The sequence below is a fragment of the Sinorhizobium arboris LMG 14919 genome, assembly GCF_000427465.1.
In the GTDB taxonomy this organism is placed as follows: domain Bacteria; phylum Pseudomonadota; class Alphaproteobacteria; order Rhizobiales; family Rhizobiaceae; genus Sinorhizobium; species Sinorhizobium arboris.
On record NZ_ATYB01000008.1, the window covers coordinates 925,299 to 948,216 of the forward strand.

A 22,918-nucleotide genomic window follows, 5' to 3' on the forward strand; every position below is an offset into this window, starting at 1 on the left:
AGCTCGTCATTAGCCGCACTGTGCCGCCACCCCGCGGAGAGCGCATTGTCCAGGGTGATGGAGGTTCGGCGCCAACCTGCCTCAATGCCTGCGAAGAAGGAACGCGATCGCCAAGCCGAGGCCGGCGAGTATTACGGCGGTCTGGAGAGGGCGGCGAGGTTCGGCGGTGCTCGGGCGATCTGTCGCGCGCCGGGCCGCCGGGGTATCGACGACCCTGGTGTGCGGGCGATCGAAGCCGGAGGCGACTTGCTCATGCCAGCGGCCGTCGGGGTCCTGGAATTCGATGGCCTCGGTCGAGCCGGGAAGTTCGTGGTGACGCGCCGCGATTTCGGCTGCGGCCAATGCATCGGCATGGGTAGGAAAGGCCTCGGAGAAGACGTCGTCGACTTTATAGGCCCAGCCCCCGTCATGCTCTACGATTTCATAGCGTACAGTTGCCATGGCGCTGCTCCCGTTAGATGGGAGAAACATCCGGCACCTTTCTTGGTTCCGCGATCGTCAGCATCCGCGGGCCAGCTTGTTGCCAGCTCCCGGCCGGAAATTCGTGACGGCATGTCGATGCCGGACGCGAGGCCGGGGCGCGAGCGAACGCCATCGGGCGCGACGGTCGCCGCTGGCACGGGCGCCGTCAGACGAGACGGCCGCTTCGATCAACCGTTTTTTCGATCGACCGATTTGCCAAGTATTCCCCTTGCTTGATAAAGCGCAACGATCGTAACATGCGCGCACGTGCCTTCTGCGTGTATTACAAACTGCCGCTGCGACCTTTGCGCGTCCGACAAGACGCCTGGACCTGCAGGCATAAATCTCGGGACGGCTGCAATGGCACGCGAAGCATTATGGGAGAAATTGATGAAACATGAACGGATTACCCTGCGCGGAGCGCAGATCGCCGCTCTCTCGGCAGCATTGTTGTTTTCGGGCAGCGCCATGGCGCAGCAGAAGTTCGTGACGATCGGCACTGGCGGCGTCACCGGCGTCTACTATGCCGCGGGCGGCGCCATCTGCCGGCTCCTGAACAAGGACCGCAAGACGCACGGCATCCGCTGTTCGGTCGAATCGACCGGCGGATCGGCGTTCAACGTGAACACGATCAAGGAAGGCGAACTCGACTTCGGCATGGCGCAGTCCGATGTCCAGTTCAACGCTTTCAAGGGCGAGGAGGCGTTCAAGGAGGGCGGCGCGCATTCCGACCTCCGGGCAGTCTTTTCGATTCATCCGGAGCCGTTCACCGTGCTGGCTCATCCGAATGCCGGCGTAACGAAGTTCGAGGACTTCAAGGGCAAGCGCTTCAATGTCGGCAATCCGGGTTCCGGAACGCGCGCTTCCATGGAGCGTCTGCTCGGCGCGATGGGCTGGACGCTCGCCGACTTCTCGCTCGCATCCGAACTCAAGGCGGACGAGCATGGACCGGCGCTTTGCGACGGCAAGATCGACGGCTTCTTCTACGGCGTCGGGCACCCCTCCGCCAATATTCAGGATCCGACGACCACCTGCGGCGCAAAGCTGGTGCCGCTGACCGGCGAAGCCGTCGACAAGCTGGTCGCCGACAATCCCTATTATGCCAAGGCGACCATCCCCGGCGGCCTTTACAACAGCAATCCGGAAGACACGCAGACCTTCGGCGTTCTGGCCACGCTCGTGACCTCCGCCAATGTTCCTGAGGAAAGCGTGTACGCCCTGACGAAGGCGGTTTTCGAGAATTTCGACGAGTTCAAGTCGCTGCACCCGGCATTCGCCAATCTCGAGCCCGCCAAGATGATCAAGGACGGCTTGTCGGCGCCGCTGCATCCGGGCGCGGAAAAATACTACAAGGAAAAGGGTTGGCTGAAGTAAGCTTCGCCGTCTGACTCAACCGGCGGGCTTGCAGCGCTGCGCGTCTGATCAGACACGCGAAGGTCGCTGTAGCCCTTGAATGCCGCATGTTCTTGTCCTTCAATCGGCTACGGCCAAAGGACGCATGCTGTAGGCCCGCCGGCAAAAAAGCATGGGAGGGTGTCACGAGCGAAGTTCAAGGAAAGCAGGTCGATGTCGACCTCCAGCAGCTGGTCGCCGAAGCGGATACCGGTGGACGCAACGCCAAAGGGTTGACGGGGCAGATATTGCTCTGCACCGCTGTGGCTTGGTCGCTGTTCCAGCTCTGGTACGCGTCCCCACTGCCCTTCGTCTTTGGCTTCGGCATCCTCAACGATACCGAAGCCCGCGCCATCCATCTCAGTTTCGCGCTGTTCCTGACCTTTCTTGCCTACCCCGCGCTCAAACGGTCGCCCCGCGACCGGGTACCGCTCGCCGATTGGGTGCTCGCAGCGCTCGGCGCCTTCGCCGGCGCCTATCTGTTCCTCTTTTACGGCGCGCTTGCCGGCCGGCCCGGCCAGCCCTCGACGCTCGATCTCGTCACCGGCACCGCCGGCATCCTGCTTCTGCTCGAAGCCACACGCCGCGCGCTCGGCCTGCCGATGGTATTCGTCGCCGGCGTCTTCATCTTCTTCACCTTCGCCGGCCAGTATATGCCCGAGGTCATCCAACACCGCGGTGCCTCTCTGGTGAAGTTCATCAACCATCAGTGGCTGACGACGGAGGGCGTGTTCGGCATTGCGCTGGGCGTGTCTACGAGTTTTGTTTTTCTCTTCGTCCTGTTCGGAACGCTGCTCGAGAAAGCCGGTGCCGGCAATTGGATGATGCAGATCTCGATCGCGCTGCTCGGACATTTGCGGGGCGGACCGGCCAAGGTGGCGGTGGTCTCATCGGCGTTGAACGGCGTGGTGTCCGGTTCATCGGTCTCCAATGTCGTGTCGGGCGGCATCTTCACCATTCCGCTGATGAAGCGCACCGGGCTTTCCGGAGTGAAAGCCGGCGCGATCGAGGCCACGGCCTCGATAAACGGCCAGATCATGCCCCCCGTCATGGGCGCCGCCGCATTCCTGATGGTCGAATATGTCGGCATTCCCTACGCGGAAATCATCAAACATGCCCTGCTGCCGGCGGTCTTCTCCTATATCGCCCTTCTCTACATGGTGCATCTGGAGGCGGTGAAGCTGAACATGCAGCCGATCCCCCAGCGCCCGACCCCGATGCGCGAACGGTGGCTCCGCATGGGCATCGGGCTTGCCGGCAGCGTGCTTTCAATCTGCCTTCTCTATTACGGGATCATTGCCATCCGGGCCGCCTTCGGAGCAGGCGCACCTTTACTGCTCGCGATTGCCGGGGTGGCGCTCTATATCGCGACGATCTGGTATTCGTCGCGCTATCCCGACCTGGAGCTCGACGACCCCGACACGCCGATCCTGGAGCTGCCGCGGGCCTGGGATGTGACGCGAACCGGGCTCGATTTCCTCATCCCCATCATCGTCCTGCTCTGGTGCCTTATGGTCGAGCAGCTTTCGCCCGGGCTTTCGGCCTTCTGGGCGACGCTGACGATCATCGCCATCGTCGCCACCCGCAAGCCTCTGATGGCGATTTTCCGCAACGAGCATCTTGCAACTGCCCTCCGCGCCGCCGCCTGGGACCTGACCGACGGGCTGGCGCTCGGCGCGCGCAACATGATCGGCATCGCAGTCGCCACCGCCACGGCCGGCATCGTCGTCGGAACGATCACACTCACGGGCCTCGGCCTGATGATGACGGAACTCGTCGAGTTCATCTCGGGCGGCAACGTCATCATGATGCTTGTCCTCATCGCCGCGATCAGCCTGGTGCTCGGAATGGGGATTCCGACCACCGCCAACTACATCCTGGTGGCCACGCTGATGGCACCTGTCGTCGTCGAACTCGGCTCGCAGGCGGGCCTCGCCATACCGCTGATCGCAGTCCACCTCTTCGTCTTCTATTTCGGCATCATGGCCGACATCACGCCGCCCGTCGGGCTGGCCTCCTTCGCCGCGGCGGCGATTTCCAAGGAAGACCCTATCGCCACGGGCTTTCAGGGCGCATTCTATTCGCTGCGCACCGCGATCCTGCCGTTCGTCTTCATTTTCAATCCGGCGATCCTGCTCATCGGCGTCGATACCTGGGCGCACACGATCTGGATTGCCGTCATATCGCTCGCCGCCATTCTCATCTTCTCGGCTGCGACGATGAACTGGTTCGTCACGAAAAGCCGGCTGTGGGAGAGCGCGGTGCTGCTGCTCGTCTGCTTCACGCTGTTCCGCCCCGATTGGTGGCTTAACCAGATCACGCCGCCCTACGAAGAGCTCCCGGCCTCCGAGTTCCTGCGGGCCGTCGAGGAGGCGCCGGCGAAGGGCCGGATCAACTTCGTGGTCCAGGGCTTCGACCTGATGGGCGACGAGGTTCGCAAGACCGTCAATGTGCCGCTCGGCGAGCCCGGCGAACCGCTTCAACGGTTGCGGTCGATCGGACTTACGGTCACGCCGGCGGGCGACAGTTTGATGATCAGCAATGTTGCCTTCGGCTCCTACGCCAAACGCATCGGCCTCGATGTCGGCTATGATGTCGTTGCCGTGTTGAAAAAGGCCGATCAGCCTTCGAGCGCTATCCCGGTGGGAATTGCCCTGGCTCTGACTGCCGGCATCGCCGGCCTGCAATTCGCGCGAAAAAGGGCCGACCGCAGCCGAGCCGGCCTGCCGGGGGCCGCGCGCAAATAAGGGGCAGTCACGCCGCCGAAGATTCCCGGACGACCAGTAGCGGCGGGGCGATCGCATGCTGTGGGGGCTCCTTGCCCTCCATCGCTGCGATCAGAAGGTCGATCGCTGCTTCCGCGACCTGATCCAGATGCAGGTTGACAGCTGTCAATGGCGGCGTCGAGAGTTTTGCCCGCATCCCGTCGTAGCGCGTGGCGAGTCGCAGCCCATGCGGAACGGAACGGTCGAGCGATCGGGCGGCATCGAGCACGCCCGTGGCGAAGGCGTCGACAGGTACGCATAACGCGTCGATATCCGGATTGCTCCGAAGGAGCGTTTCAGCAGCCGCCGCCGCCTCGGAGTCGCCACCGCCTTCGTCGACCCGGATTGCAACGGGTGAAAACCCTCTCTCCGCGGCGAAAGCGGCATAGGCGGCTTCGGTCTCGATGTAGGAATTGCGCCGCTGCTCGCCGGTGATCAGACCGACGCGGCGGCTATTCGCGCCAAGGTGCTCCAGCATCAGCCGGGCCGTCGCAGTGCTCTGGATATCCACCGACGGAATGTCCTTCCTCCCCGGCGCTCGCCCGATCGAGACAACGGGCACGCCGCGGGCCGAGAAGAAGTCAAGCAGACGGTCTTCAACCATTGGCTCGACGATGATGGCGCCATCGACCTCCAGCGAATCGAGATTGGAGTCGGGCTCCAAAGGGGGCACCAGGCAGAGAGCGAGATGCCGCGAAAGAGCCGTAACGGCAGCGGCGGCGGCGATCTCCATCAGGAAGCCCAGCCTCGCAGGGCCAGCAGCGACCGCAAAGGGCATTGACGATGCCAGCGCGATGATCCCCGCCCCGCCCGTTCTCAGTCTGCGGGCCCGGGGATTGGCCCGGTAACCCATCTTGTCGGCCAGCGCCACAATTCTGGCCTTCGTCTCGGGGTCGACATAGCGCCGTCCGCTGAAGGCATGGGAAACCGTGGTCGGCGACACGCCTGCCGCCTTCGCCAACTCCACGATCGTCGATCTTGCCATGCGAACACCCCGTCCATGAACCGGCCCGGATGATGGCATCGCGACGCCGATTTTACAAATCGATTTGCTAACGGCAAAAAACGTGTTATCACGTCCTATGCAAAACGATTTGCATAGCCAGCAGGAGAGAGGCTGGCGTGGAGGAGATCAAATGACCGGGAACAAAATCGATTCAATCGACCCGACGGACGAAGTGCTGCCGCCGCGCAGCCTGGTTCTGTTCGGTCTTCAGCATGTGCTGGTGATGGCTGCTTCGCCGATTACCGCCGTATTTCTGGTAAGCAAGGCGCTCGGTTTCTCCGACGCTCTGACGGTGTCGCTGATCAGTGCGACATTTCTGATCTGCGGGCTGGGCACCATCCTGCAGAGTTTCGGGCCGGCCGGCTTCGGCGCACGGCTGCCTTTCATCATGGTGCCGGGTGGCGCGCCGATCGCGATCTTTCTTGCCATCGCCCAGCAGACCGACGTGCAGACCGCCGTCGGGGCGGTGATCCTCACCGCCGGCTTCTACTTCCTGGCGCTGCCGGTATTCCGGCGGCTGCTGCGCTATTTCCCGCCCATCGTGGTCGGGACGATGCTCCTCCTCGTATCGGTGAACCTCGTGCGCATCTATGGCGGCACGATCACCGGCAAGCAGGGGAGCGAAGGCTTCGCCGATCCGATGAATGTCGGGCTTGCCCTTGCCACGATCGCGCTGACGGTCATCTTCGCAAGAGTCTTCACGGGTACGCTCCAGCGGATTTCGGTGATGCTCGGTCTCATCGCCGGTTCGGCAATCGCCATCGGAGCCGGTCACATGGACCTTTCCGGCATCTTCGAGGGACCGGTGATTGCAGTGCCCCAGCTTCTTCCGTTCGGAATGCCGAAGTTCGACTTTTTCGCCGCCCTTCCGCTGATCGTGTTTTCGATCATATCGATGGCCGAAGCTACGGGGCAGACCGTCGCCACCGCCGAGATCGTCGGCCGCCGGGGCGACGCTCACGCGATCGTGCCCTCGACCATCCGCGGCGATGCGGTCGCCTCGCTCGTCGGCGGCCTGTTCGGAACCTCGCTCATCATCACCAGCGGCGAAAATGTGGGGATCGTCCGGGCAACCAACGTCAAGTCCCGCTACGTCACCGCAACGGCCGGCGTAATCCTCGTCCTCATCGCCCTGTTTGCGCCGGTCGGTCGCCTGGCGAATGCCCTGCCCGGCCCCGTCGTCGGCGGAACGGCCGTGATCGTGTTCTCGATCATCGGCGTGATCGGAATCGATCTTCTGCGTCGCGTCGATCTGCGCGAGCACGGCCCGATGTTCACGCTCGCGGCGGCGCTTTCCATGGGGCTTCTGCCGATCCTTGTCCCGGGCGTCTACAGCCAGTTTCCGCAATGGAGCCAGATGATCCTGGCCAACGGCCTTGCCGCCGGAACCATCACGGCGGTGATCGTCAACGCTCTTTTTCAACACCTGCCTCTAGAGCAATTCCAGGAAAAATGCGCAGCGGTTTTCCGTCCGGAATAGCGGCAAAACAAAGGGTCAGAGCATTTCCGCGGTTCGGAGAGAAACGGGAATGCTCTGGTCGCCGCCGAAAAGGCCACAGCCAGCGTCGAAGCTGAAATTTAAGGGAATACAAAGTGACGGAACTGCGCGACAAGTTACTGGCCAGCGGTGATTTCCTGCTTCACCCCGGCCAGGTTCTCCTGCCGGACGGGCCCCGATCCGGAATGGGTGTAGTGGTCCGTGACGGGCGCTTCACGGACATCGGTGCCGTTGGGCTCGTCGGCAGCCGGAACCCAGATCTGACACCGATCGACCTGCCGCATCATCTGGCGATGCCCGGCTTCATCGACACACATACCCATCTCACCCAGTCCCTCGGAAAATCGCTTGTTTTCGGCGAGCCTTCCGAGATCTTTCGCCGGATATGGGTGCCGCTCGAAGGCAGTCTCGACGAACGGATGGTTTATCTTTCCGCAAAGCTTGCGGCGCTCGAGTGCCTGCGCGGCGGCTTTACCGCCGCCGTCGATGCGGGCACGCGTTCTGCCGGCCACAGCGACGCGCTGATAAGGGCAGCGCGGGAAACCGGCCTGCGCAGCGTCATAGGCTTGATCTGCAACGACCTCGGCGGAGCCGCCGTCGTCCCCGAACGCACGACGATCCTCAAAAATGCAGCCAGACACCTGGCCGCCTTCGAGGGCGACCCTCTCGTTCATGCCTCGCTCGCTGTTTCCATTCCGGAGGCGGCCAGCGACCATATGTTGGCCGACGTTTCGCAGATGGCACGTGAAGCGGGAGCGATATTCCAGACCCATGTCAACGAACACCTCGTCGCCGTGGAGCGCTCGCTGGTCGCAAACGGCCGACGTCCGCTGGAGCATCTCGCCCATCTCGGCGCGCTCGGCCCGCATGTGCTGATCGCCCATTCCACGCTCGTGACGCCGCACGAACTGAACCTGTTGCGCGACAGCGGCACGGCCGTCGCCTACAATCCGGTCGCGAGCCTCTGGAAGGGCAATGCCATCGCGCCCGCCCTGCAGATGGCCGCACTCGGCATCCGCTTCGGATTGGGGACGGACGGGACGCGCGCCGACGGCTTCCGTCTGATGGATGCCGCAGAAGGCCTGCAACGCGCCGGCTTCGGCCTCGCGACAGGCGACTCCTCCTGCGGCGGCGGCTGGCTTTGGGTCGAGCGGGCAACCGCTCAGGCAGCCGATGCCGCAGGTCTCGCCGGAGCGACCGGTGCGATCCGCACGGGGCTTGCCGCCGATTTCCTTTTGGTCGACCTGGATCGTCCTGAATTCACCCCCTCCCACGATCTCATGTGGGAGCTCGTGCGCTACGGCAATCGCGACCAGATCGACGCAGTCTTCACCGCCGGGCAGCTCCGTCTCTGGCAGGGCTGGCCGGTCGGATGGGATGCACACGCTCTTCTTGCCGAGGTGCGCGAGGTTACAGCCGATGCCATCGCAAGGGCGCCGATCCAGCGCGTCCACAAGCTGTCGGCCGAGCATCGGGCGCTGGGGCATTTCGGATGACCCTCGGCCTTTTTGCGATCCTGAGCGCCGTAACCTTCGTCTCGTCGTTCATCCAGGGTGCGCTGGGCATCGGTTTCGCACTGATCGTGGCGCCCGTCGTCGGTCTCCTGAAGCCCGAACTGCTGCCGGTGACGCTGCTTCTTCTGATGCTGCCGCTCAATTTCCACGTCGCCTGGCGGGAACGGTCGGCGGTAGATTGGTCCGGCGCGAAATGGATCACGCTCGGCAGGTTTGCCGGCACCTTTGCCGGTCTGTGGCTGCTCGCCGCGCTCTCGACCCAGCAGCTGGACCTGGCCGTCGGCTGGTTCACGGTCATCGCGGCCGCCGCCGCACTCTTCGCACCGCCCTTCGAACCGGGTCGCCCGAGCGCGCTCGGCGTCGGACTGTTCACCGGTGTGACCGAAACGGCGACCGGCATTGGCGGACCGCCGCTCGCTCTCCTCTACCAGCATGCCCAGGGACCGATACTCAGGGCAACCGTGGCGGTGTGCTTCTTTGTGGGCGAAATCATGTCGCTCGTGATACTCGCCTTTGCAGGACGTCTCGGAGCGGACCAGCTCTTGGCTGCGCTCTACCTCGCACCGGCGGTTCTCCTCGGAAGCGCTCTGTCGCGGCTGACGCACGACCATATTCGCGGCCGCGGCCTGCGCTTGGGCGTGCTTACCTTCGCGCTGGCCAGCGGGGCCTTTCTGATCGTGCGGTAGGCCCCACGCCTCCTCGCCGTCAGGCCGTGAAACCCTGATCGCACAGCTCTCCGAGGGCGGCGGGCGAGAGACTGTCGAGCGCAAGCTCCGGCAGCAGGTCGTTGTCGGCGGCAAGGTTGCGGTTCATTGCAGCGGAAAACAGGCTCGTTCCCGCTTCGTGCAGAACAGCGGGGTGGCCGGCGATCCTTCCAAGCAGACCGGTGGGGACGAGCCCGAAGGGCACGTCCTCATAGATGTACCGGCTGTCGGCCGTGGCCGGGCCGAAACCGCCTCTTCCTTCGATGTGCATCTGCTGGTTCATGTCCGAAACCGTGCCGATCGGCACATGGAAGGACAGGGAGAAATGTTCGCGTACGGTTCTGACCGACAGACCGAAGCTTTCGGCGATCTTCAGCCGCTCCGCGTCGAGAGCTTCGATCAATTGTCCAACAGCCGGCGTCACATGCTCGCCCTGCCCCCATTTCTCGCCCTTCTCCATCCGGGTCAGGTTGAGAAGCGCGATGCCCAGATGGTTCTGCGGGTTGAGATTGGAAAGCGAAATGGCCAGAAGCCCATCGCGCTCGACGAAGCGGTCGCCGAAGAGTTCGGTGCACAGCGCCTTCCCCTCGGCTGCGGCAGCCTTCGGCAAAGTGGCGACGTCGATTTTCTGGCGAACCGTATTGACGGAAACGCTTGCGCCGTCCGGCTGCTGGCGGCCGGTCAGAAGGGTCGTGCCCCAGACGATAATGGGCAGGGAAACCCGGCGCCCGGCCAGCCGCTTCGAAAGATAGAGCGCGCCGAAGGAACTGTGCGAGCTGACGATTACGGGCTGGCCGGACTTCAGGTGCGGCAGCGCGGCATCGAAGGCCAGGCGGTGGCCATTGGCCGGCAGGGCAACGATGACCGCGTCGGCATCCGCGACCGCCTCTCGGCCGTCGCGGGCAACCGCCACCCGGCCGGAAAACTCGACGGCGCCTGTCGCCGTCAGCGGCTCCCCCTCAGCCAGTTTACGCGTGCGCGCACCGGAAGGAGACCACAGGACCGGGTGATGACCGGCTTTCGCCAGGAAAGCCGCCATGCCGAAGGCGATCGCCCCGGCGCCGAGAATACCTATACGCATCGTGGTTCCGACTTCCTTTCTCGGATGACGTCCATGTTTTTTCGCCCTTGCCCTCACGGTCCCCAGCCGCTCGTCGCGAAAGCATCCGGCCGGGAAACCGCAGATTTTTCACTGGATAGCACCGAAAAGAAAAATTGTCCTTTGTCACTGGCGCTTAAGATACGTTTTATGCAGTATGAGACAGCTATAATGCACTGGGCGCATGATCCTTATGGAGATACGGGAACTCGAGGCCTTTCTTGCGGTGATGTCCACCGGCAGCATCACGGGTGCGGCCCGGCTGCTCGATCGTTCCCAGTCGCAGGTCACGCGACTTATCCAGGATCTCGAAACCTCCGTCGGCTTCGCGCTCTTCGACCGCAACGGTCCGAAGATCGCGCCGAGCGAAAAGGGGATCGCGTTCCACGCGGAGGCCGAGCGCTTTCTGAGCGGCATCGGCCATTTGCGGGAGCGGGCAAGGACAATCGCGGAAAAGGAGCCGCAGCCGATAGAGATCGTCGCCATCCCGGCTTTCGCCAGCGGCATCATCCCTTTGGCGCTCGCGGCGTTGCCGGAAAAACTGCTGCCGCGAAAGATCCATCTGCGCAGCCTGCCGGCAGAGGCGGCGGTGCAATCGGTATTGGCCCGCACGGCGGATTTCTGCGTCACGTCTCTGCCGGCCGACCAGCCGGGACTGGAAGCGCACGGTGTGTTCCAGGGGCCTTGCGTTGCCGCCGTGGCGCAAGACGATCCTCTTGCCGCCTGCGAGGTGATTTCGATAGGCGACCTTGCCGGACGCAACATCATCACGATGGCCAATCCGTTCCGCCTGCGCCGCCGCGTGGACAAAGCGTTGGAGGCAGCGAATATCCGCCCGGCCAGGATCATCGCGACCAGCGTTTCGGTCAATGCCGTACAGATCGCAGCGACGGGGCTCGGCGTCGCAATCGTCGAGCCTGCGACAGCCTACGGCTTGAAGCTGGCCAATGTCGCGGTCCGTCCGCTCGACGTCGACATTCCCTTCCCCTGGGCGATCTTTTCCGCCGCCGCGCGCCCGTTGTCCGACAGCTCACGCGAACTGATCCAGGCGATCATCCAGATCGCTTCCGCCTGCATCCCGGGATTTACCGCTCACGACCCGCGCCACGCCAATCGCGCCGCTGAAATGATCTTGGGAGGAGATCAGGCCGATCCAGACGCACGCTAGCGCGCGAAACCGCTCTGCTGCAGAGCCAACCCCAAGAAAGCATCCGCTGCACAATAACGAGACTTAGAACCAAAAGAGGAGAATGACATGAAGGACTTCACCGCAACCCGCCGCTCCACGCTGAAATTTCTCGCCGCCGGCACGGGCGTGCTGGCGGCGCCAGCTATCATCCGCCCGGCATTTGCCCAGTCCAAGGTCGTGAACATCACCACCTATGACAAGTTCGTTCCGCAGTCCTTCATCGACCAGTTTCAGAAGGATACGGGCATCGAAGTGCGCATTCGCCTGACCGACGATCAGGGCAAGCAGTACAACGTGCTCTCCGCCGAAGGCGAGACGCCCTCGACGGACATCGTCACGGTCACCGGCCATCGTCTGCCGCAGTTCATCGGCTCCAATCTGCTCTCGCCGCTCGACACCGGCCGGCTGAAGAACTGGGACAAGCTCGCCTCCGCATACAAGGGTGCACCCCAGCTTACCGTAGACGGTTCTGTCTACGGCGTGCCGCTGCTTGCCGGCTTCGAAGGCCTTGCCCGCAACACGGACTATACCAAGGCCTCCGACAGCTGGGCCATCATGTTCGACCCGGAATACAAAGGGCTGACCTCCTACATCATTTCCGACTTCCTTCAGATCACCATGCGCTATCAAGGCAATGACGGCGACTTCGTCGCCTATGAGGGCAAGCCGGAGGAGGCGCAGGCCGCAACCAACAAGGCGCGCGACTTCCTGATCCAGCACAAGGACATGGTACGCAAATACTATGACGCCGGCTCCGAGGTTCAGCAGATGTTCGTCAACGAGGACATCTATGTCGGCCATAGCTGGTCCGGCCCCGCCGCGAAGCTGATCATGGACGGACATCCGATCGAGATATCGGTTCCGAAGGAGGGGACCTATGGCTTCCTCTACTCCTTCAACGTGGTGAAGAACGGACCGAATACGGATGCCGCCTATACCTTCCTCGACGCTATCCTCTCCTCCCCGGAAATCGGCGCTGCGATGAGCCGCCAGTCGGGCTTCGCTTCCGCATTCGACGGGGTGGACAAGGTGCTGAACGACAAGGAGCGTGCCGCCATGTCCCTGCCGCAGGAACAGACCGCGCGCATCCAGTTCTTCAGCTCCGTAAACCGCGACATGAAAAACGAGATGGTCGACAAAGCGGTGGCCGAGATCAAGGCGGCCTGACCGATCGCCGAAGCCCGACACGGCCGGTCCCCTTTGGCCGGCCGTGAGAGAGCGCTTCTCCCGAGCTGGAACGACAATGGTAGACACAACGACAACGCATGCCCGATCCGCGAAGACCGCGCCGACGCCCCGTTATGCCGGATGGATCGGCAAGGCGGTCGGGTCGGGTCTTTATCGCCACACCATCGGACGCCTTGCGGACAGCCGCCGCGTGCGCCTGGCAATGCTCGCCGGCGTCCCCCTGCTGTGGATTGCAGCGCTGCATATCGGGCCCATCTTCCAGATGGGCCGCATCAGCTTCATGGCGGATTATCCGCCGGCACCGGACGGAGGCTCCGCCTACACGCTGGCCAATTACGAGCTGTTCTTCTCCGACCAGCTCTATTTCATGCCCTTCGTCCGCAGTCTCATCTTCGCGGCAGTGGTCACGGTCTCGACCTTGGTGCTCGTCTATCCGGTCGCCTACTACGTTGCGAAGATCGTTCAGCCGAAGAACCGCATGCGCGCCCTGCTGCTTCTGCTCATTCCGTTCTGGGCGGGAGAACTGATCCGCACCTTTTCGGTCATCATGCTTCTCGCCAACCGCGGCGCGGTCAATGTGGCGCTGCGCGAACTCGGCTTCATCGACCGGCCGATCCCGATGCTCTACACCTCGTTTTCACTGAGCTTCGGCGTCATCTACCTGCTGGCACTCTATATGTTGCTGCCGCTCTATTCGGCTATCGAGAAGATACCGACACCGCTCATTCATGCGGCGGCCGACCTCGGCGCCGGCCCATTCCAGCGCTTCCGCCGCGTGATCCTGCCCTTGTCCAAGGACGGCATCGTCTCCGGCTGCAGCCTCGTCTATCTCACCTCCGTCGGGGTCTTCGCGGCACCGCTCCTGCTCGGCGGTCCGAATACGGTCATCTTCCCCGAAGTGATCGCGACGCTCTTCCACTCCTCGAACGACAAATGGCCCGAAGGCGCCGCCTTCGCCATGCTGCTGCTCGCAGTTTCGCTGTCGACGGTCGGTCTTTTCATGCGGGTGATCGGCGGCCGTTCCGTCCGGCTGATGTAAGGAGACCACGATGCGACCATATTTCGCCGACCTCCCGAAGACCGCCCTCGGCGCTGCCTACTGGCTGTTTGCGGTCTATCTCCTGTTGCCGCTGGCGCTGATGACGGCCATGAGCTTCAAGGATGCGAGCTTCGTCGCCTTTCCGATAACGGACTGGACGCTCAACTGGTATGCCCAGGTGCTCAACGACAAGCAGTTCATCGAAGCCTCCCTCTATTCGGTCGGGATCGCGCTGGCGACCACCGCGACGGCGACGGTCATAGGCGTCTGGATCGCGCTTCTGGTCTCGACGGAAGGCATATGGGGCAAGGCGATCATCTTCGCACTCGCCTGCCTGCCGGCAGTCGTTCCGGGCCTCATCAACGCGATCTCCATGCGGATATTCATCCGCACCGTCGACATCCCGACCGGCACGGCGGCGATCATCCTCTCGCATGCCGTCCATGCGGTGCCCTTCGTGGTCATCATGGTGCTCACACGGCTGCGGTCCATGCCGGCCAATTTGATCGATGCGGCTCGCGATCTCGGGGCCGACCCGCTCGTCGCCTTTCTCAGGGTCACGATCCCCTATCTGATGCCGGCGCTCCTCGGCGGCATGATCTTCTGCGTGTTGACCAGTATCGACGACTTCGTCCGCACCTTCTTCCTCGGGGGCTACAAGCCCACGCTCCCCATGCTCATTTTCGCAAAGGTGCAAGGCGGCATGTCGCCGGAAATCAACGCCATGGCGACGATCGTACTGATCGTAACCGCCGCTGTCGGCCTCTATGCGGAGCGCCTCACCCGCCGTTCAAGGAACTGACGATGCAGCCTGTGGTCCAATTCGAAAACGTCAACAAATATTACGGCGCCTTGCCCGCGGTCGATGGGCTGGACCTCGCCATAGAACCCGGGCAATTCGTGACGCTGCTCGGCCCCTCCGGCTGCGGCAAGTCGACGACGCTCAGGATGCTCGGCGGTTTCGAGCAGCCCTCTTCGGGAGAGATCTATCTCCAGGGCAAGGCGATCTCACACCTGCCGCCCAACAGGCGCAACGTCAACATCGTCTTTCAGGACTATGCGCTGTTTCCGCATCTCACCGTCGGCCGCAACATCGCCTTCGGCCTGGAGCTTAAGGGGCTGTCTTCGGATGCCATCCACAAGCGGACGATGGAACTGCTTGCCTTGGTCAAGCTTCAGGATTTCGCCGACCGCATGCCCGACCAGCTCTCGGGCGGGCAGCGCCAGCGCGTCGCGCTGATGCGCGCGCTCGCCCCCGACCCGAACGTCCTTCTGCTCGACGAGCCCCTTTCGGCGCTCGACGCCAAGCTGCGCCAGCAGATGCAGATCGAGTTGAAAACCATCCAGCGGACCACTGGCAAGACCTTCATCTTCGTCACCCACGATCAGGAGGAGGCGCTGACCATGTCCGACGTCATCGTGGTGATGAACAAAGGCAGGATCGAGCAGATGGGCGGACCGAACGAGCTCTACTCCCGCCCGCGCAGCCGCTTCGTCGCCAACTTCATCGGGCAGAGCAACTTCCTCGAGGGAAGGGCTCTCTCCTTCGACGGGACCACTGCGGCAATCGACTGGAACGGAATCGTCATCCGTGCCGACGTCAACGGGACGAAGCCGGCGGTCGGCAGCGGCGCGACCGTCGCGCTTCGTCCGGAGGCGCTCTACTGCGTCGCGGAACGGCCCAAGGACCGGTTCGCGCTGAAGGGGCGCATCGTCCGGCGCGTCTTCAAAGGCGCCCACACCTCTCTCACAGTCGGGCTCGAAAATGGCGCGGAGCTGGCCTTGCAGCTCGATCCGGTGGCCCTTTCGCACCTGGAGACGGACGAGGTTTGGGTGGGCTGGCGCGAGCGGGACGCGGTCGTTCTGGCCGACTGACGCGCCAGAATTTCGGCGACGTCAATTCAGGGACCGCCGGCAGCGGCGGTTCCGAAGCGGATTTCAGGAGCAATGGTTGTTATGACGAATGAACAGCATGGGCGGCTTGCGGAACTGAATGCGAGGGTCAAGCGGGACCTCGACTATCTCAATTACCCGGCCGCCAACTGGTCGAAACCGGTCACGACAACTGACGGAAAGCCGGTGAGCGACGTCGTCATCATCGGCGGCGGCATGTGCGGCATGGTTGCCTGGTTTGCCCTGACCCGGGCCGGTATTGCCAATCTGCGCATCCTCGACCGTGCCCCAAAAGGCAAGGAGGGCCCCTGGGTCACCTTTGCCCGAATGGAAACCCTGCGCTCGCCGAAGAACCTGCTGGGTCCGGCGCTCGGCATGGCCTCGCTCACCTTCCGCGCCTGGTACACCGCGCTCTTCGGTGAGGCGGCGTGGGAAACTCTGTTCCGGATTCCCCGCCCGATGTGGATGGACTACCTGAGATGGTATCGCGAAATCCTGTCCATTCCCGTCGAGAACGACACGCATGTCACCCGCGTCCGCCCTCGCGAGGATGGTCTCCTGGAGCTGGAGATCGCCGGCGGCGGCAAGCCTTCCATCGTCACGCGCAAGCTGGTTCTGGCCACGGGACGCGACGGTCTCGGTGAGCCCGCCATTCCGGATTTCGTCAAGGGTATGAGGCGCCACACGTCCTGGGCCCACTCCGCCGACGACATCGATTTCGAGGCGCTCAGGGGAAAGCGCGTCGTCGTGATCGGCGTCGGCGCCTCCGCAGTCGACAATGCGGCCGAGGCGCTGGAATCCGGCGCCGGTGAGGTGCGGCTGCTCGCGCGCCGCAAGGAGATGCCGACCGTCAACAAGCTGATGGGCATAGGCTCCTACGGGGTGACCGCGGGTTTCGCCAGGATCGATCCAGAGTGGCGCTGGCGGATCATGGACTATTCGGTCAAGCAGCAGACACCGGCCCCGCACAATTCGACGCTGCGCGTCAGCCGCCATCCCAACGCCTTCTTCCATTTCGATTGCGCGGTCGGCTCGATGCGCGAGGAAGGCGGCGAAGTGGCGATCGCCACCACGAAGGGCCGCATCTTCAGGACCGACTTCGTCATCCTCGGAACCGGCTTCACGGTCGACCCGCTCAGCCGCGATGAACTCGCGCCCTATCAGGACAGGATCGCCTGCTGGGACGACCGTTATACGCCGCCGGCCGGCGAAGAGAATGCCGGCCTCGGCCGTTTCCCCTGGCTCGACGACGATTTCTCCTTCACCGAGAAGGAGCCCGGCACCGCGCCATGGCTCAAGGACATCCACTGCTTCAACTACGGTGCCTCGATCAGTATCGGCAAGGTGAGCGGCGACATTCCGGCGATCAGCGAGGGCGCACTCTGGCTTGCGCGCGGGATCGCCGCCTCGCTCTTCATTCGCGACGTCGATTACCACTGGGAAGCGCTGCTCGCCTATGAGAAGCCGGAACTCGACGGCTCGGAGTGGACGGACGCCGACGCCCCGGAGCCCGCGCACCGGACTGCCTGATTTGAACTCCTGCCGAAGCTGAAGGATTACGATGACCGTTCCTCCGAAAACCGATGTGATCGACGCCGTCCTCGGCCTGGATCCGTCCTCGCCCGTTCATGCGCTGCGCGAACGGCGCGCCAAGCTCAAGCATTTCACCCAGACGAGCCATGACGCAGCACTAATTCCCGCCGAGCCGGGTAATTTCTCCTATGCCATGAGGGCGGCTCTCGCGGCCCGCATCGCCGGCCTCTGGCGATCGACGGAGCTCGCGGCCCATTACAGGGAGCAGCTCGAAGAGAAGGGAGCGACACCCGACCTGCGATCGATCGCCGATCCGGCTTTCCGGCCCGAGGGCGACAAGCGGCTCGCAACGATCCTCGCGCATGTCGATCTGGTGACGCTCAAGCCGAAGGAAGCGACGCGCGCCAATATTGAAGCGCTCTACGCCGCCGGCCTCGACGACCGCGATATCGTGACCCTTGCGGGTCTCATCGCCTTCGTGAATTACCAGGTGCTGGTCGTGGCCGGCCTCAAGATGCTGAGGGACAACTGACATGTCGAAAGCCGTACATGAATTCACCCTGGAGCCGCTCGACTGGCAGCCCTATGTCAGGCCCGTCAATCTCGACGAGGCGACGCCGGAGCAGCTCGAAGCGCTGAAAGTGACGCCCTCGAACACCAAGGTTTCGAACTACGTCCTGGTTCTGGCCAACGAAGCCGAGATGCTCACCCAGCGTACGCCGCTCTTCAACGACATCATGTATAGCGAAGGCGGGCTCTCGCGCGGCGGCCGCGAAATAGGCGCGCTTGCGGCTTCCTTCGTCAACCGCTGCATCTACTGCGCCTCGGTACATGCCAACCGTTATATCCAGCTTGAAAAACGGCCGGAGGTGGTGGACGAAATCTACGGCCGCGGCCTCGACGCGGACCTGCCGGATTTCGAGCAGGCGCTCTTCAATTTCGGCGTGGATCTGACGGCGCACCCGGACAATGTCGGCGTCTACCAATTCTACCACCTGCGCGAGATCGGCCTCGACGATCTGGAAATCCTCGATCTGATCCATTCGATCGCGATCTTTGGCTGGGCGAACCGTCTGATGCACACGCTGGGCGAGCCGCACCTGAAGGAGTGAACGAGGAGAGCCGGCGGATCCGGAGATCACGCGCTGCGCATGGCAGGGGCTCTGGCACATTCCGTTGCTCGCTCGCCCGCGGTCGAGACGTTCTGCTGCGTCGCTTCGTTGGAATCAACCGGTCTCGATGCCCATCGCATCGATCAGCTTCTCCCTTGCAGCAAGGGCGTCGATGGCGCGGTCGCCCAGTTCGCGCGCGACCAGATTGAGAAGCCCCTCGCAGAAGACGATATAGGCACCCATGCTGTTGCTGAAGAAACTGCTGGCGTGAGGGATGAAGAAGGCATGCCGCGCCGGTGGAACAAGCGGGGAAGAGCGGCTGTCCGTGATTGCGATGACGTTAAGGCCGATGCCTTTGGCCACCGTGGCCACCTCCGCAACGCTTCGGGTATAGGGCGCGCAGCTCGCCACCAGCACCAGGTCCCCGGGAGAAAGCTGCGACAGCGCCTCCGCCTCGCCGAGGCGCGGTGCGTCGAGCAGAGCCACGTCGCTGCGCAGCATGCCGAGACCATAGACCATGAAGCTCGCGAAAGCGTGAAACTGGCGCACCCCGTGCACGCGCACACGCGGCGCGGTCGCGAGCAACCGCGCCGCCCGCTTGAGTGTCCCGGCGTCCATTTGACCCAGAAAGCCGTCGATATTCGCCTTCGTCTCCTGGGCGATGCGCTCGAGGACATGCACCTCTTCCCGCTCGCCGCGCGTGACCGACATCAGACGACCGGCCTGGCGGCTGTAGAAATAGCGTTCGTCGTCGGCGATCGCCTGGCGGAAGACGCTCTGGAAGTCACTGAAGCCGGCATAGCCGAGCCGCTTGGCAAGCCTGGTAAGCGTCGACGCATTGACGCCCTGCCCGTGTGCGAGTTCGGATATGCTGCGCACCGCCGTCTGTTCGGGCGTATCGACGAGGCGCGCCAGCACGTCGAGCGCCTTGCTGCCGAGAGCGAGGTCGATTTCCTTGCGCTTGATCCGGAGCGTCAGGTCGCGCAGTTCCTCGATCGTGCGGGGCCGGGACGATGCCGGCTGGCTGTCGGGCGGTGCCATCATGAACCTCAATCGGGCAGCAACCGCCTTTCCTCGAAGCGAAAGAGCGGTGCGGCGTTCGCCCTGTCGTAGATCTCGCATGCGATTCTGTCCATGTCGATACGGAAGACGGCCGTCGCCAGCGTGTTCTCGCCGTCCGGATCGTCAGGCTGTTCGCGGTAGATCGGCAGGGCCGTTCGCTGCCTGTCCCAAAGGACGGTGAGAGGATCGGAAGCTGGACCGCCGCCCGCAAGGATCTCCTCTCCACGTTCCTGCCGGGATTGGGAAGAGGCGGTGATGCGTTGGCACTCGTCGCGGGTGCCTTCATGGATCAGGTGGTTCGCGTGCACTGCGGCTCTGTCGAACTGTCGGACCGAACAGGCCGAATGCGTAAATTCGACGCTGTGCACGTCCCGCGCTCCGCACTGCGCCAGGGAGATATGGAAGGCGCCCGCACGCGGGGAGCTCGCCAGCATCTCCAGGGCCTCGCCGGCCGTAGCGCAGTCGAGAACGGCACGGCCGAGGACCATGCGCGGAAGCCCGGTCCCGGTCCGGCGCGAGCGGATATTGTTGACGGTCATGGCGAGCCCGGCATCGTTGAGCGCGAAAGTGTGCCCGGGAAGCGAGCCGGGATAGACAAAGGCCGAGAAGGCACGTCCGCCGGCGGATGCGATCCGGGCCACGGCACAGCCCGGCCGAAGTCCCGGATCCCCATCTTCGTTATGCGCCAGCACGGGGCATTCGCCGGGCAACAGCACGGTGGTGCACCCGTCGGGTGCGATCGCGCGGATGTCGCCGCGGCAGTTCCACGCAAAGACCTCGTCGAAGGGCAGTTCGAGGCCGCTTGCCAGGCCCTCGAGTTCCTCGAAATAGCGCGGGAAGCGAGACTCCACGAGCGCTCTTGCCGCGGTGATGCGTTCATGATGCGCGAAGGCCATTACGCTTGCCCAAGCGTGCGTCTTGACAAGATGGCGATGCACGCACTCGCCTCCGTGCCGGCCGAGTGCAACCCCGACCTGGAATGGCGACCCTTCGATCTCGACCAGGGACAGGCTGCTTGGAACCTCAATGGACATGCTGGAGAAACTCACGAAGACGCGGATTTTCGGGATTGTCGAGAAGTTTGGCCGGATCGCCGTCGACGGAGATCCTGCCGCCCTCCATGAAGATCAGCCGGGAGCCCACCTGGCGCGCAAAGGCGATCTCATGGGTGACGACGATCATCGTCATGCCTTCCTCCGCAAGCGATTGCATCACCCGCAGAACCTCATGGCGCAGTTCGGGGTCGAGAGCGGAGGTCGGCTCGTCGAAGAGCATGAGTTTCGGCTTGACGGCCAGCGCGCGGGCGATGGCGACGCGCTGCTGCTGGCCGCCGGAGAGCTCTGAAGGATAGTGATGGCCGCGATCGGCCAATCCCACCTTGGCAAGCAGCTCTCTGGCTTGCCCGATTGCGTCGGCCTTGCCGACGCCACGCACGTATCGCGGTCCGAAAGCGACGTTCGCAAGCGCCGTCATCTGCGGAAAAAGGTTGAATTGCTGGAAGACCATGCCGGCTTCCTGCCGGATGAGTCTCACTTTGGAGCGTCCTTCGCGCACGCTGATACCGTCGACCACGAGGTCGCCCCCATCGATCTCCTCGAGCGCGTTGATGCAGCGCAGCAGGGTCGACTTGCCCGAGCCTGAAGGGCCGATGAGCACCACGACCTCACCGGCCTCTATGTTGAGGTCGACTTCCTTGAGCACGGTTACATAGCCGAATGCCTTGGTGACGTTCCTGAACTCGACAATGCTCATAGGATGCGCATCCTCTTTTCCGTCACGCGCAGGATCAGGGTCAGCGTGCTCGTCATGATGAGGTAGAGAACGGCGACGGCGGACCAGATTTCGACTGCGCGGAAATTCGACGCCATGATTTCCTGGCCCTGTCGGGTCAGTTCGCCGACGCCTATGACGATGAAGAGCGATGTGTCCTTGAGGCTGACGATGAACTGGTTGCCAAGCGGCGGGATCATTCGCCGGAAGGCGATCGGGCCGACAATGTAGGCGAGCACCTTCCAGACCGGTAAGCCGAGTGCAAGCCCCGCTTCCTTCAGTCCCTTGTTCACCGAGAGCAGCGAGCCGCGGACGATTTCGGCAATATAGGCACCCGCATTGACCACGATCGCCGTCACCGCCGCCGTCATAGGATTGACGCGGAGATCGGCGAGCAGCGGCAGTGCGAAGTAGATGAACATGACCTGCACGACGATCGGCGTGCCCCTGATCACCTCGACATAGGCAAAGGCGACGGCCTTCAGTACGGCGTTGCCATAGGCGCGCATGAAGCCGGCGACGACACCGACGGCGAGGCCGCCGGCGAGACCCGCCAGTGCTATCAGAACGGTCAGCCGCGCACCGCTCAGGAGAGCGGGCATGGCCTCCACGACCACAGACCAATCGAATTCCATTGAATTGCTCCGCTGCATCGCGATCTGCCCCCTGCGGCGATGGCGACGCGACCGATAGAGATTATGCACGGCTGCGTCGGCAGCCGCCGCGACTTTCCTGGAAGTGCTCTCGCCATTCCCCCGGGCGGGCCGGATCGATCCGGCCTGCCTCGACGCGAGAGACTCAACTCTTCGGCTCGACGCCGAACCATTTCTTGTAGATTGCGGCATAGCGGCCATCGGCCTTCAACTTGGCGAGCGCCTCATTGACCTTGGCGACGAGTTCGCTGCCTTTCGGGAAGCCGATGCCGTATTGGTGTGCCATCATCTGTTCGCCCACCGCGTTGACCTTGCCGCCGCCGGCGGTGGCCACGTAATAGAGGACGTTCGGCGTGTCGTGCATCGCGGCGTCGACGCGGCCCGTCTGCAGTTCCAGATAGGCGTTGTCGATGTTCGGGAACTGGCGAAGCTCGGTTTCCGTGAAGTTCTCCTTCGCATAGTCCGTGGCCGACGTGCCGGTCTTTACGGCCAGCGTCTTGCCCTTGAGATCCGCCGAACCGGCAATGGCGCTGTCGGTGGGCACCATCAGCATGAAGCCGCTGTCATAATAGCCGTCCGAGAAATCTATGACCTTCTTGCGTTCGTCCTTGATGGTGATGCCGGCGAGCGCGACATCGACCTGCTTCGTCTGCAGCGCCGGGATGATGCCGTTGAAGTCCATCGGCTGCAGCGTATAGGTGACGCCGATCTCGCTTGCGATCGCGTCCCAGAGATCGATATCGAAACCGACATATTTCTCGCCCTGCTTGAACTCGAAAGGCACGAAGGCCGTGTCGGTGGCTACGACCAGGTCCTCGGCAGCTGCCGGGCCGGAGAGCGAGAGTGCCGCGGCGAAAAGGCCCGCGAAGAAGTGGCGAAGTCTGTTTCTCATGATGGCGTTCCCCTGTTTTGCAGGCACCAGCGTTTGCCGCCGATGCACTTATGCAAATATAGAATGCTTTTTATGTTTTGTCGCAATGAAAATTTGCGTACTCCGCATCTGTTTGACGTCGCAGCTGAAAAATGCAGCGAAGAGTGA

At 63.2% G+C, this 22,918-nt stretch carries 21 protein-coding genes; 13 read left to right on the plus strand and 8 right to left on the minus strand.

The window, feature by feature from the left end; all coding sequences use genetic code 11:
* Positions 1 to 81: 81 nt before the first annotated feature.
* Entirely contained in the window at positions 82 to 441 is a 360-nt protein-coding gene (locus SINAR_RS0104865) for a DUF2188 domain-containing protein (protein ID WP_027998023.1), read from the minus strand.
* Positions 442 to 852: 411 nt separating this feature from the next.
* On the opposite strand from SINAR_RS0104865, the gene SINAR_RS0104870 reads away from it, so the two are divergent.
* Both SINAR_RS0104870 and SINAR_RS0104875 read left to right on the plus strand, forming a co-directional pair.
* The gene (locus SINAR_RS0104870; protein ID WP_027998024.1) at positions 853 to 1,836 is read left to right on the plus strand and encodes a TAXI family TRAP transporter solute-binding subunit; all 984 of its coding nucleotides are present in this window, start codon (positions 853 to 855) and stop codon (positions 1,834 to 1,836) included.
* Between the two features lie 251 nt (positions 1,837 to 2,087).
* Positions 2,088 to 4,601: a TRAP transporter permease gene (locus tag SINAR_RS0104875; protein WP_027998025.1), complete on the plus strand. Its 2,514-nt coding sequence runs from the start codon at positions 2,088 to 2,090 to the stop codon at positions 4,599 to 4,601.
* Positions 4,602 to 4,608: 7 nt separating this feature from the next.
* Here SINAR_RS0104875 and SINAR_RS0104880 read toward each other — a convergent pair whose 3' ends face one another.
* Complete coding sequence (locus SINAR_RS0104880) at positions 4,609 to 5,604, minus strand: substrate-binding domain-containing protein (protein ID WP_027998026.1); 996 nt, start codon at positions 5,602 to 5,604, stop codon at positions 4,609 to 4,611.
* 151 nt (positions 5,605 to 5,755) lie between these two features.
* On the opposite strand from SINAR_RS0104880, the gene SINAR_RS0104885 reads away from it, so the two are divergent.
* From SINAR_RS0104885 to SINAR_RS0104895, 3 genes are all read left to right on the plus strand, one after another.
* Positions 5,756 to 7,105: a uracil-xanthine permease family protein gene (locus tag SINAR_RS0104885; RefSeq protein WP_027998027.1), complete on the plus strand. Its 1,350-nt coding sequence runs from the start codon at positions 5,756 to 5,758 to the stop codon at positions 7,103 to 7,105.
* A gap of 113 nt (positions 7,106 to 7,218) precedes the next feature.
* On the plus strand, positions 7,219 to 8,619 hold the full coding sequence (locus SINAR_RS0104890) for an amidohydrolase family protein (protein ID WP_027998028.1): 1,401 nt from the start codon (positions 7,219 to 7,221) through the stop codon (positions 8,617 to 8,619).
* The gene (locus SINAR_RS0104895) at positions 8,616 to 9,323 is read left to right on the plus strand and encodes a sulfite exporter TauE/SafE family protein (RefSeq protein WP_027998029.1); all 708 of its coding nucleotides are present in this window, start codon (positions 8,616 to 8,618) and stop codon (positions 9,321 to 9,323) included. The genes SINAR_RS0104890 and SINAR_RS0104895 overlap by 4 nt, the downstream gene beginning before the upstream one ends.
* Before the next feature lie 19 nt (positions 9,324 to 9,342).
* Here SINAR_RS0104895 and SINAR_RS0104900 read toward each other — a convergent pair whose 3' ends face one another.
* Positions 9,343 to 10,422: an NAD/NADP-dependent octopine/nopaline dehydrogenase family protein gene (locus tag SINAR_RS0104900; RefSeq protein ID WP_027998030.1), complete on the minus strand. Its 1,080-nt coding sequence runs from the start codon at positions 10,420 to 10,422 to the stop codon at positions 9,343 to 9,345.
* A 202-nt stretch (positions 10,423 to 10,624) separates the two neighbouring features.
* Here SINAR_RS0104900 and SINAR_RS0104905 point away from each other — a divergent pair, with 202 nt between their 5' ends.
* From SINAR_RS0104905 to SINAR_RS0104940, 8 genes are all read left to right on the plus strand, one after another.
* A complete protein-coding gene (locus SINAR_RS0104905) occupies positions 10,625 to 11,608 on the plus strand; it encodes a LysR family transcriptional regulator (protein ID WP_027998031.1) in 984 nt (327 codons plus the stop codon).
* Between the two features lie 87 nt (positions 11,609 to 11,695).
* Positions 11,696 to 12,796, plus strand: a complete 1,101-nt coding sequence (locus SINAR_RS0104910; protein WP_027998032.1) for an extracellular solute-binding protein — start codon at positions 11,696 to 11,698, stop codon at positions 12,794 to 12,796.
* Between the two features lie 76 nt (positions 12,797 to 12,872).
* A complete protein-coding gene (locus SINAR_RS0104915) occupies positions 12,873 to 13,856 on the plus strand; it encodes an ABC transporter permease (protein ID WP_027998033.1) in 984 nt (327 codons plus the stop codon).
* Between the two features lie 10 nt (positions 13,857 to 13,866).
* Positions 13,867 to 14,658, plus strand: a complete 792-nt coding sequence (locus SINAR_RS0104920; RefSeq protein ID WP_027998034.1) for an ABC transporter permease — start codon at positions 13,867 to 13,869, stop codon at positions 14,656 to 14,658.
* A gap of 2 nt (positions 14,659 to 14,660) precedes the next feature.
* Positions 14,661 to 15,731, plus strand: coding sequence for an ABC transporter ATP-binding protein (locus tag SINAR_RS0104925; RefSeq protein WP_027998035.1), 1,071 nt, complete (start codon positions 14,661 to 14,663; stop codon positions 15,729 to 15,731).
* Between the two features lie 81 nt (positions 15,732 to 15,812).
* Positions 15,813 to 17,279 (plus strand): NAD(P)-binding domain-containing protein, encoded by a 1,467-nt coding sequence (locus SINAR_RS0104930; protein ID WP_027998036.1) that lies wholly within the window; start codon positions 15,813 to 15,815, stop codon positions 17,277 to 17,279.
* 31 nt (positions 17,280 to 17,310) lie between these two features.
* Positions 17,311 to 17,814, plus strand: a complete 504-nt coding sequence (locus SINAR_RS0104935; RefSeq protein WP_027998037.1) for a CMD domain protein — start codon at positions 17,311 to 17,313, stop codon at positions 17,812 to 17,814.
* A 1-nt stretch (position 17,815) separates the two neighbouring features.
* Positions 17,816 to 18,394: a peroxidase-related enzyme gene (locus SINAR_RS0104940; protein WP_027998038.1), complete on the plus strand. Its 579-nt coding sequence runs from the start codon at positions 17,816 to 17,818 to the stop codon at positions 18,392 to 18,394.
* Positions 18,395 to 18,508: 114 nt separating this feature from the next.
* Here the strand turns inward: SINAR_RS0104940 and SINAR_RS0104945 are convergent, their stop codons facing one another.
* The 5 genes from SINAR_RS0104945 to glnH all read right to left on the minus strand — a co-directional run bounded on the left by SINAR_RS0104945 (position 18,509) and on the right by glnH (position 22,771).
* Positions 18,509 to 19,435 carry a MurR/RpiR family transcriptional regulator gene (locus SINAR_RS0104945; RefSeq protein WP_027998039.1) on the minus strand — a complete coding sequence of 309 codons (927 nt, stop codon included), beginning with the start codon at positions 19,433 to 19,435 and terminating at the stop codon, positions 18,509 to 18,511.
* Between the two features lie 8 nt (positions 19,436 to 19,443).
* Positions 19,444 to 20,490, minus strand: a complete 1,047-nt coding sequence (locus SINAR_RS0104950) for a C45 family autoproteolytic acyltransferase/hydrolase (protein WP_027998040.1) — start codon at positions 20,488 to 20,490, stop codon at positions 19,444 to 19,446.
* On the minus strand, positions 20,480 to 21,208 hold the full coding sequence (gene glnQ, locus SINAR_RS0104955; RefSeq protein WP_027998041.1) for a glutamine ABC transporter ATP-binding protein GlnQ: 729 nt from the start codon (positions 21,206 to 21,208) through the stop codon (positions 20,480 to 20,482). The genes SINAR_RS0104950 and glnQ overlap by 11 nt, the downstream gene beginning before the upstream one ends.
* The gene (gene glnP, locus SINAR_RS0104960; RefSeq protein ID WP_027998042.1) at positions 21,205 to 21,861 is read right to left on the minus strand and encodes a glutamine ABC transporter permease GlnP; all 657 of its coding nucleotides are present in this window, start codon (positions 21,859 to 21,861) and stop codon (positions 21,205 to 21,207) included. Before glnP ends, glnQ begins: the two co-directional genes overlap by 4 nt.
* 163 nt (positions 21,862 to 22,024) lie before the next feature.
* Entirely contained in the window at positions 22,025 to 22,771 is a 747-nt protein-coding gene (gene glnH / locus SINAR_RS0104965) for a glutamine ABC transporter substrate-binding protein GlnH (RefSeq protein ID WP_027998043.1), read from the minus strand.
* Between the last annotated feature and the right edge of the window lie 147 nt (positions 22,772 to 22,918).

What these genes read in the sequence shown, in the direction of transcription:
- SINAR_RS0104865 (WP_027998023.1), bottom strand. Translation starts at nt 441, where the DNA reads ATGGCAACTGTACGCTATGAAATCGTAGAGCATGACGGGGGCTGGGCC.
- SINAR_RS0104870 (WP_027998024.1), top strand. Translation starts at nt 853, where the DNA reads ATGAAACATGAACGGATTACCCTGCGCGGAGCGCAGATCGCCGCTCTC.
- SINAR_RS0104880 (WP_027998026.1), bottom strand. Translation starts at nt 5,604, where the DNA reads ATGGCAAGATCGACGATCGTGGAGTTGGCGAAGGCGGCAGGCGTGTCG.
- SINAR_RS0104885 (WP_027998027.1), top strand. Translation starts at nt 5,756, where the DNA reads ATGACCGGGAACAAAATCGATTCAATCGACCCGACGGACGAAGTGCTG.
- SINAR_RS0104895 (WP_027998029.1), top strand. Translation starts at nt 8,616, where the DNA reads ATGACCCTCGGCCTTTTTGCGATCCTGAGCGCCGTAACCTTCGTCTCG.
- SINAR_RS0104900 (WP_027998030.1), bottom strand. Translation starts at nt 10,422, where the DNA reads ATGCGTATAGGTATTCTCGGCGCCGGGGCGATCGCCTTCGGCATGGCG.
- SINAR_RS0104905 (WP_027998031.1), top strand. Translation starts at nt 10,625, where the DNA reads ATGATCCTTATGGAGATACGGGAACTCGAGGCCTTTCTTGCGGTGATG.
- SINAR_RS0104910 (WP_027998032.1), top strand. Translation starts at nt 11,696, where the DNA reads ATGAAGGACTTCACCGCAACCCGCCGCTCCACGCTGAAATTTCTCGCC.
- SINAR_RS0104915 (WP_027998033.1), top strand. Translation starts at nt 12,873, where the DNA reads ATGGTAGACACAACGACAACGCATGCCCGATCCGCGAAGACCGCGCCG.
- SINAR_RS0104920 (WP_027998034.1), top strand. Translation starts at nt 13,867, where the DNA reads ATGCGACCATATTTCGCCGACCTCCCGAAGACCGCCCTCGGCGCTGCC.
- SINAR_RS0104925 (WP_027998035.1), top strand. Translation starts at nt 14,661, where the DNA reads ATGCAGCCTGTGGTCCAATTCGAAAACGTCAACAAATATTACGGCGCC.
- SINAR_RS0104930 (WP_027998036.1), top strand. Translation starts at nt 15,813, where the DNA reads ATGACGAATGAACAGCATGGGCGGCTTGCGGAACTGAATGCGAGGGTC.
- SINAR_RS0104935 (WP_027998037.1), top strand. Translation starts at nt 17,311, where the DNA reads ATGACCGTTCCTCCGAAAACCGATGTGATCGACGCCGTCCTCGGCCTG.
- SINAR_RS0104940 (WP_027998038.1), top strand. Translation starts at nt 17,816, where the DNA reads ATGTCGAAAGCCGTACATGAATTCACCCTGGAGCCGCTCGACTGGCAG.
- SINAR_RS0104945 (WP_027998039.1), bottom strand. Translation starts at nt 19,435, where the DNA reads ATGGCACCGCCCGACAGCCAGCCGGCATCGTCCCGGCCCCGCACGATC.
- SINAR_RS0104950 (WP_027998040.1), bottom strand. Translation starts at nt 20,490, where the DNA reads ATGTCCATTGAGGTTCCAAGCAGCCTGTCCCTGGTCGAGATCGAAGGG.
- glnQ (WP_027998041.1), bottom strand. Translation starts at nt 21,208, where the DNA reads ATGAGCATTGTCGAGTTCAGGAACGTCACCAAGGCATTCGGCTATGTA.
- glnP (WP_027998042.1), bottom strand. Translation starts at nt 21,861, where the DNA reads ATGGAATTCGATTGGTCTGTGGTCGTGGAGGCCATGCCCGCTCTCCTG.
- glnH (WP_027998043.1), bottom strand. Translation starts at nt 22,771, where the DNA reads ATGAGAAACAGACTTCGCCACTTCTTCGCGGGCCTTTTCGCCGCGGCA.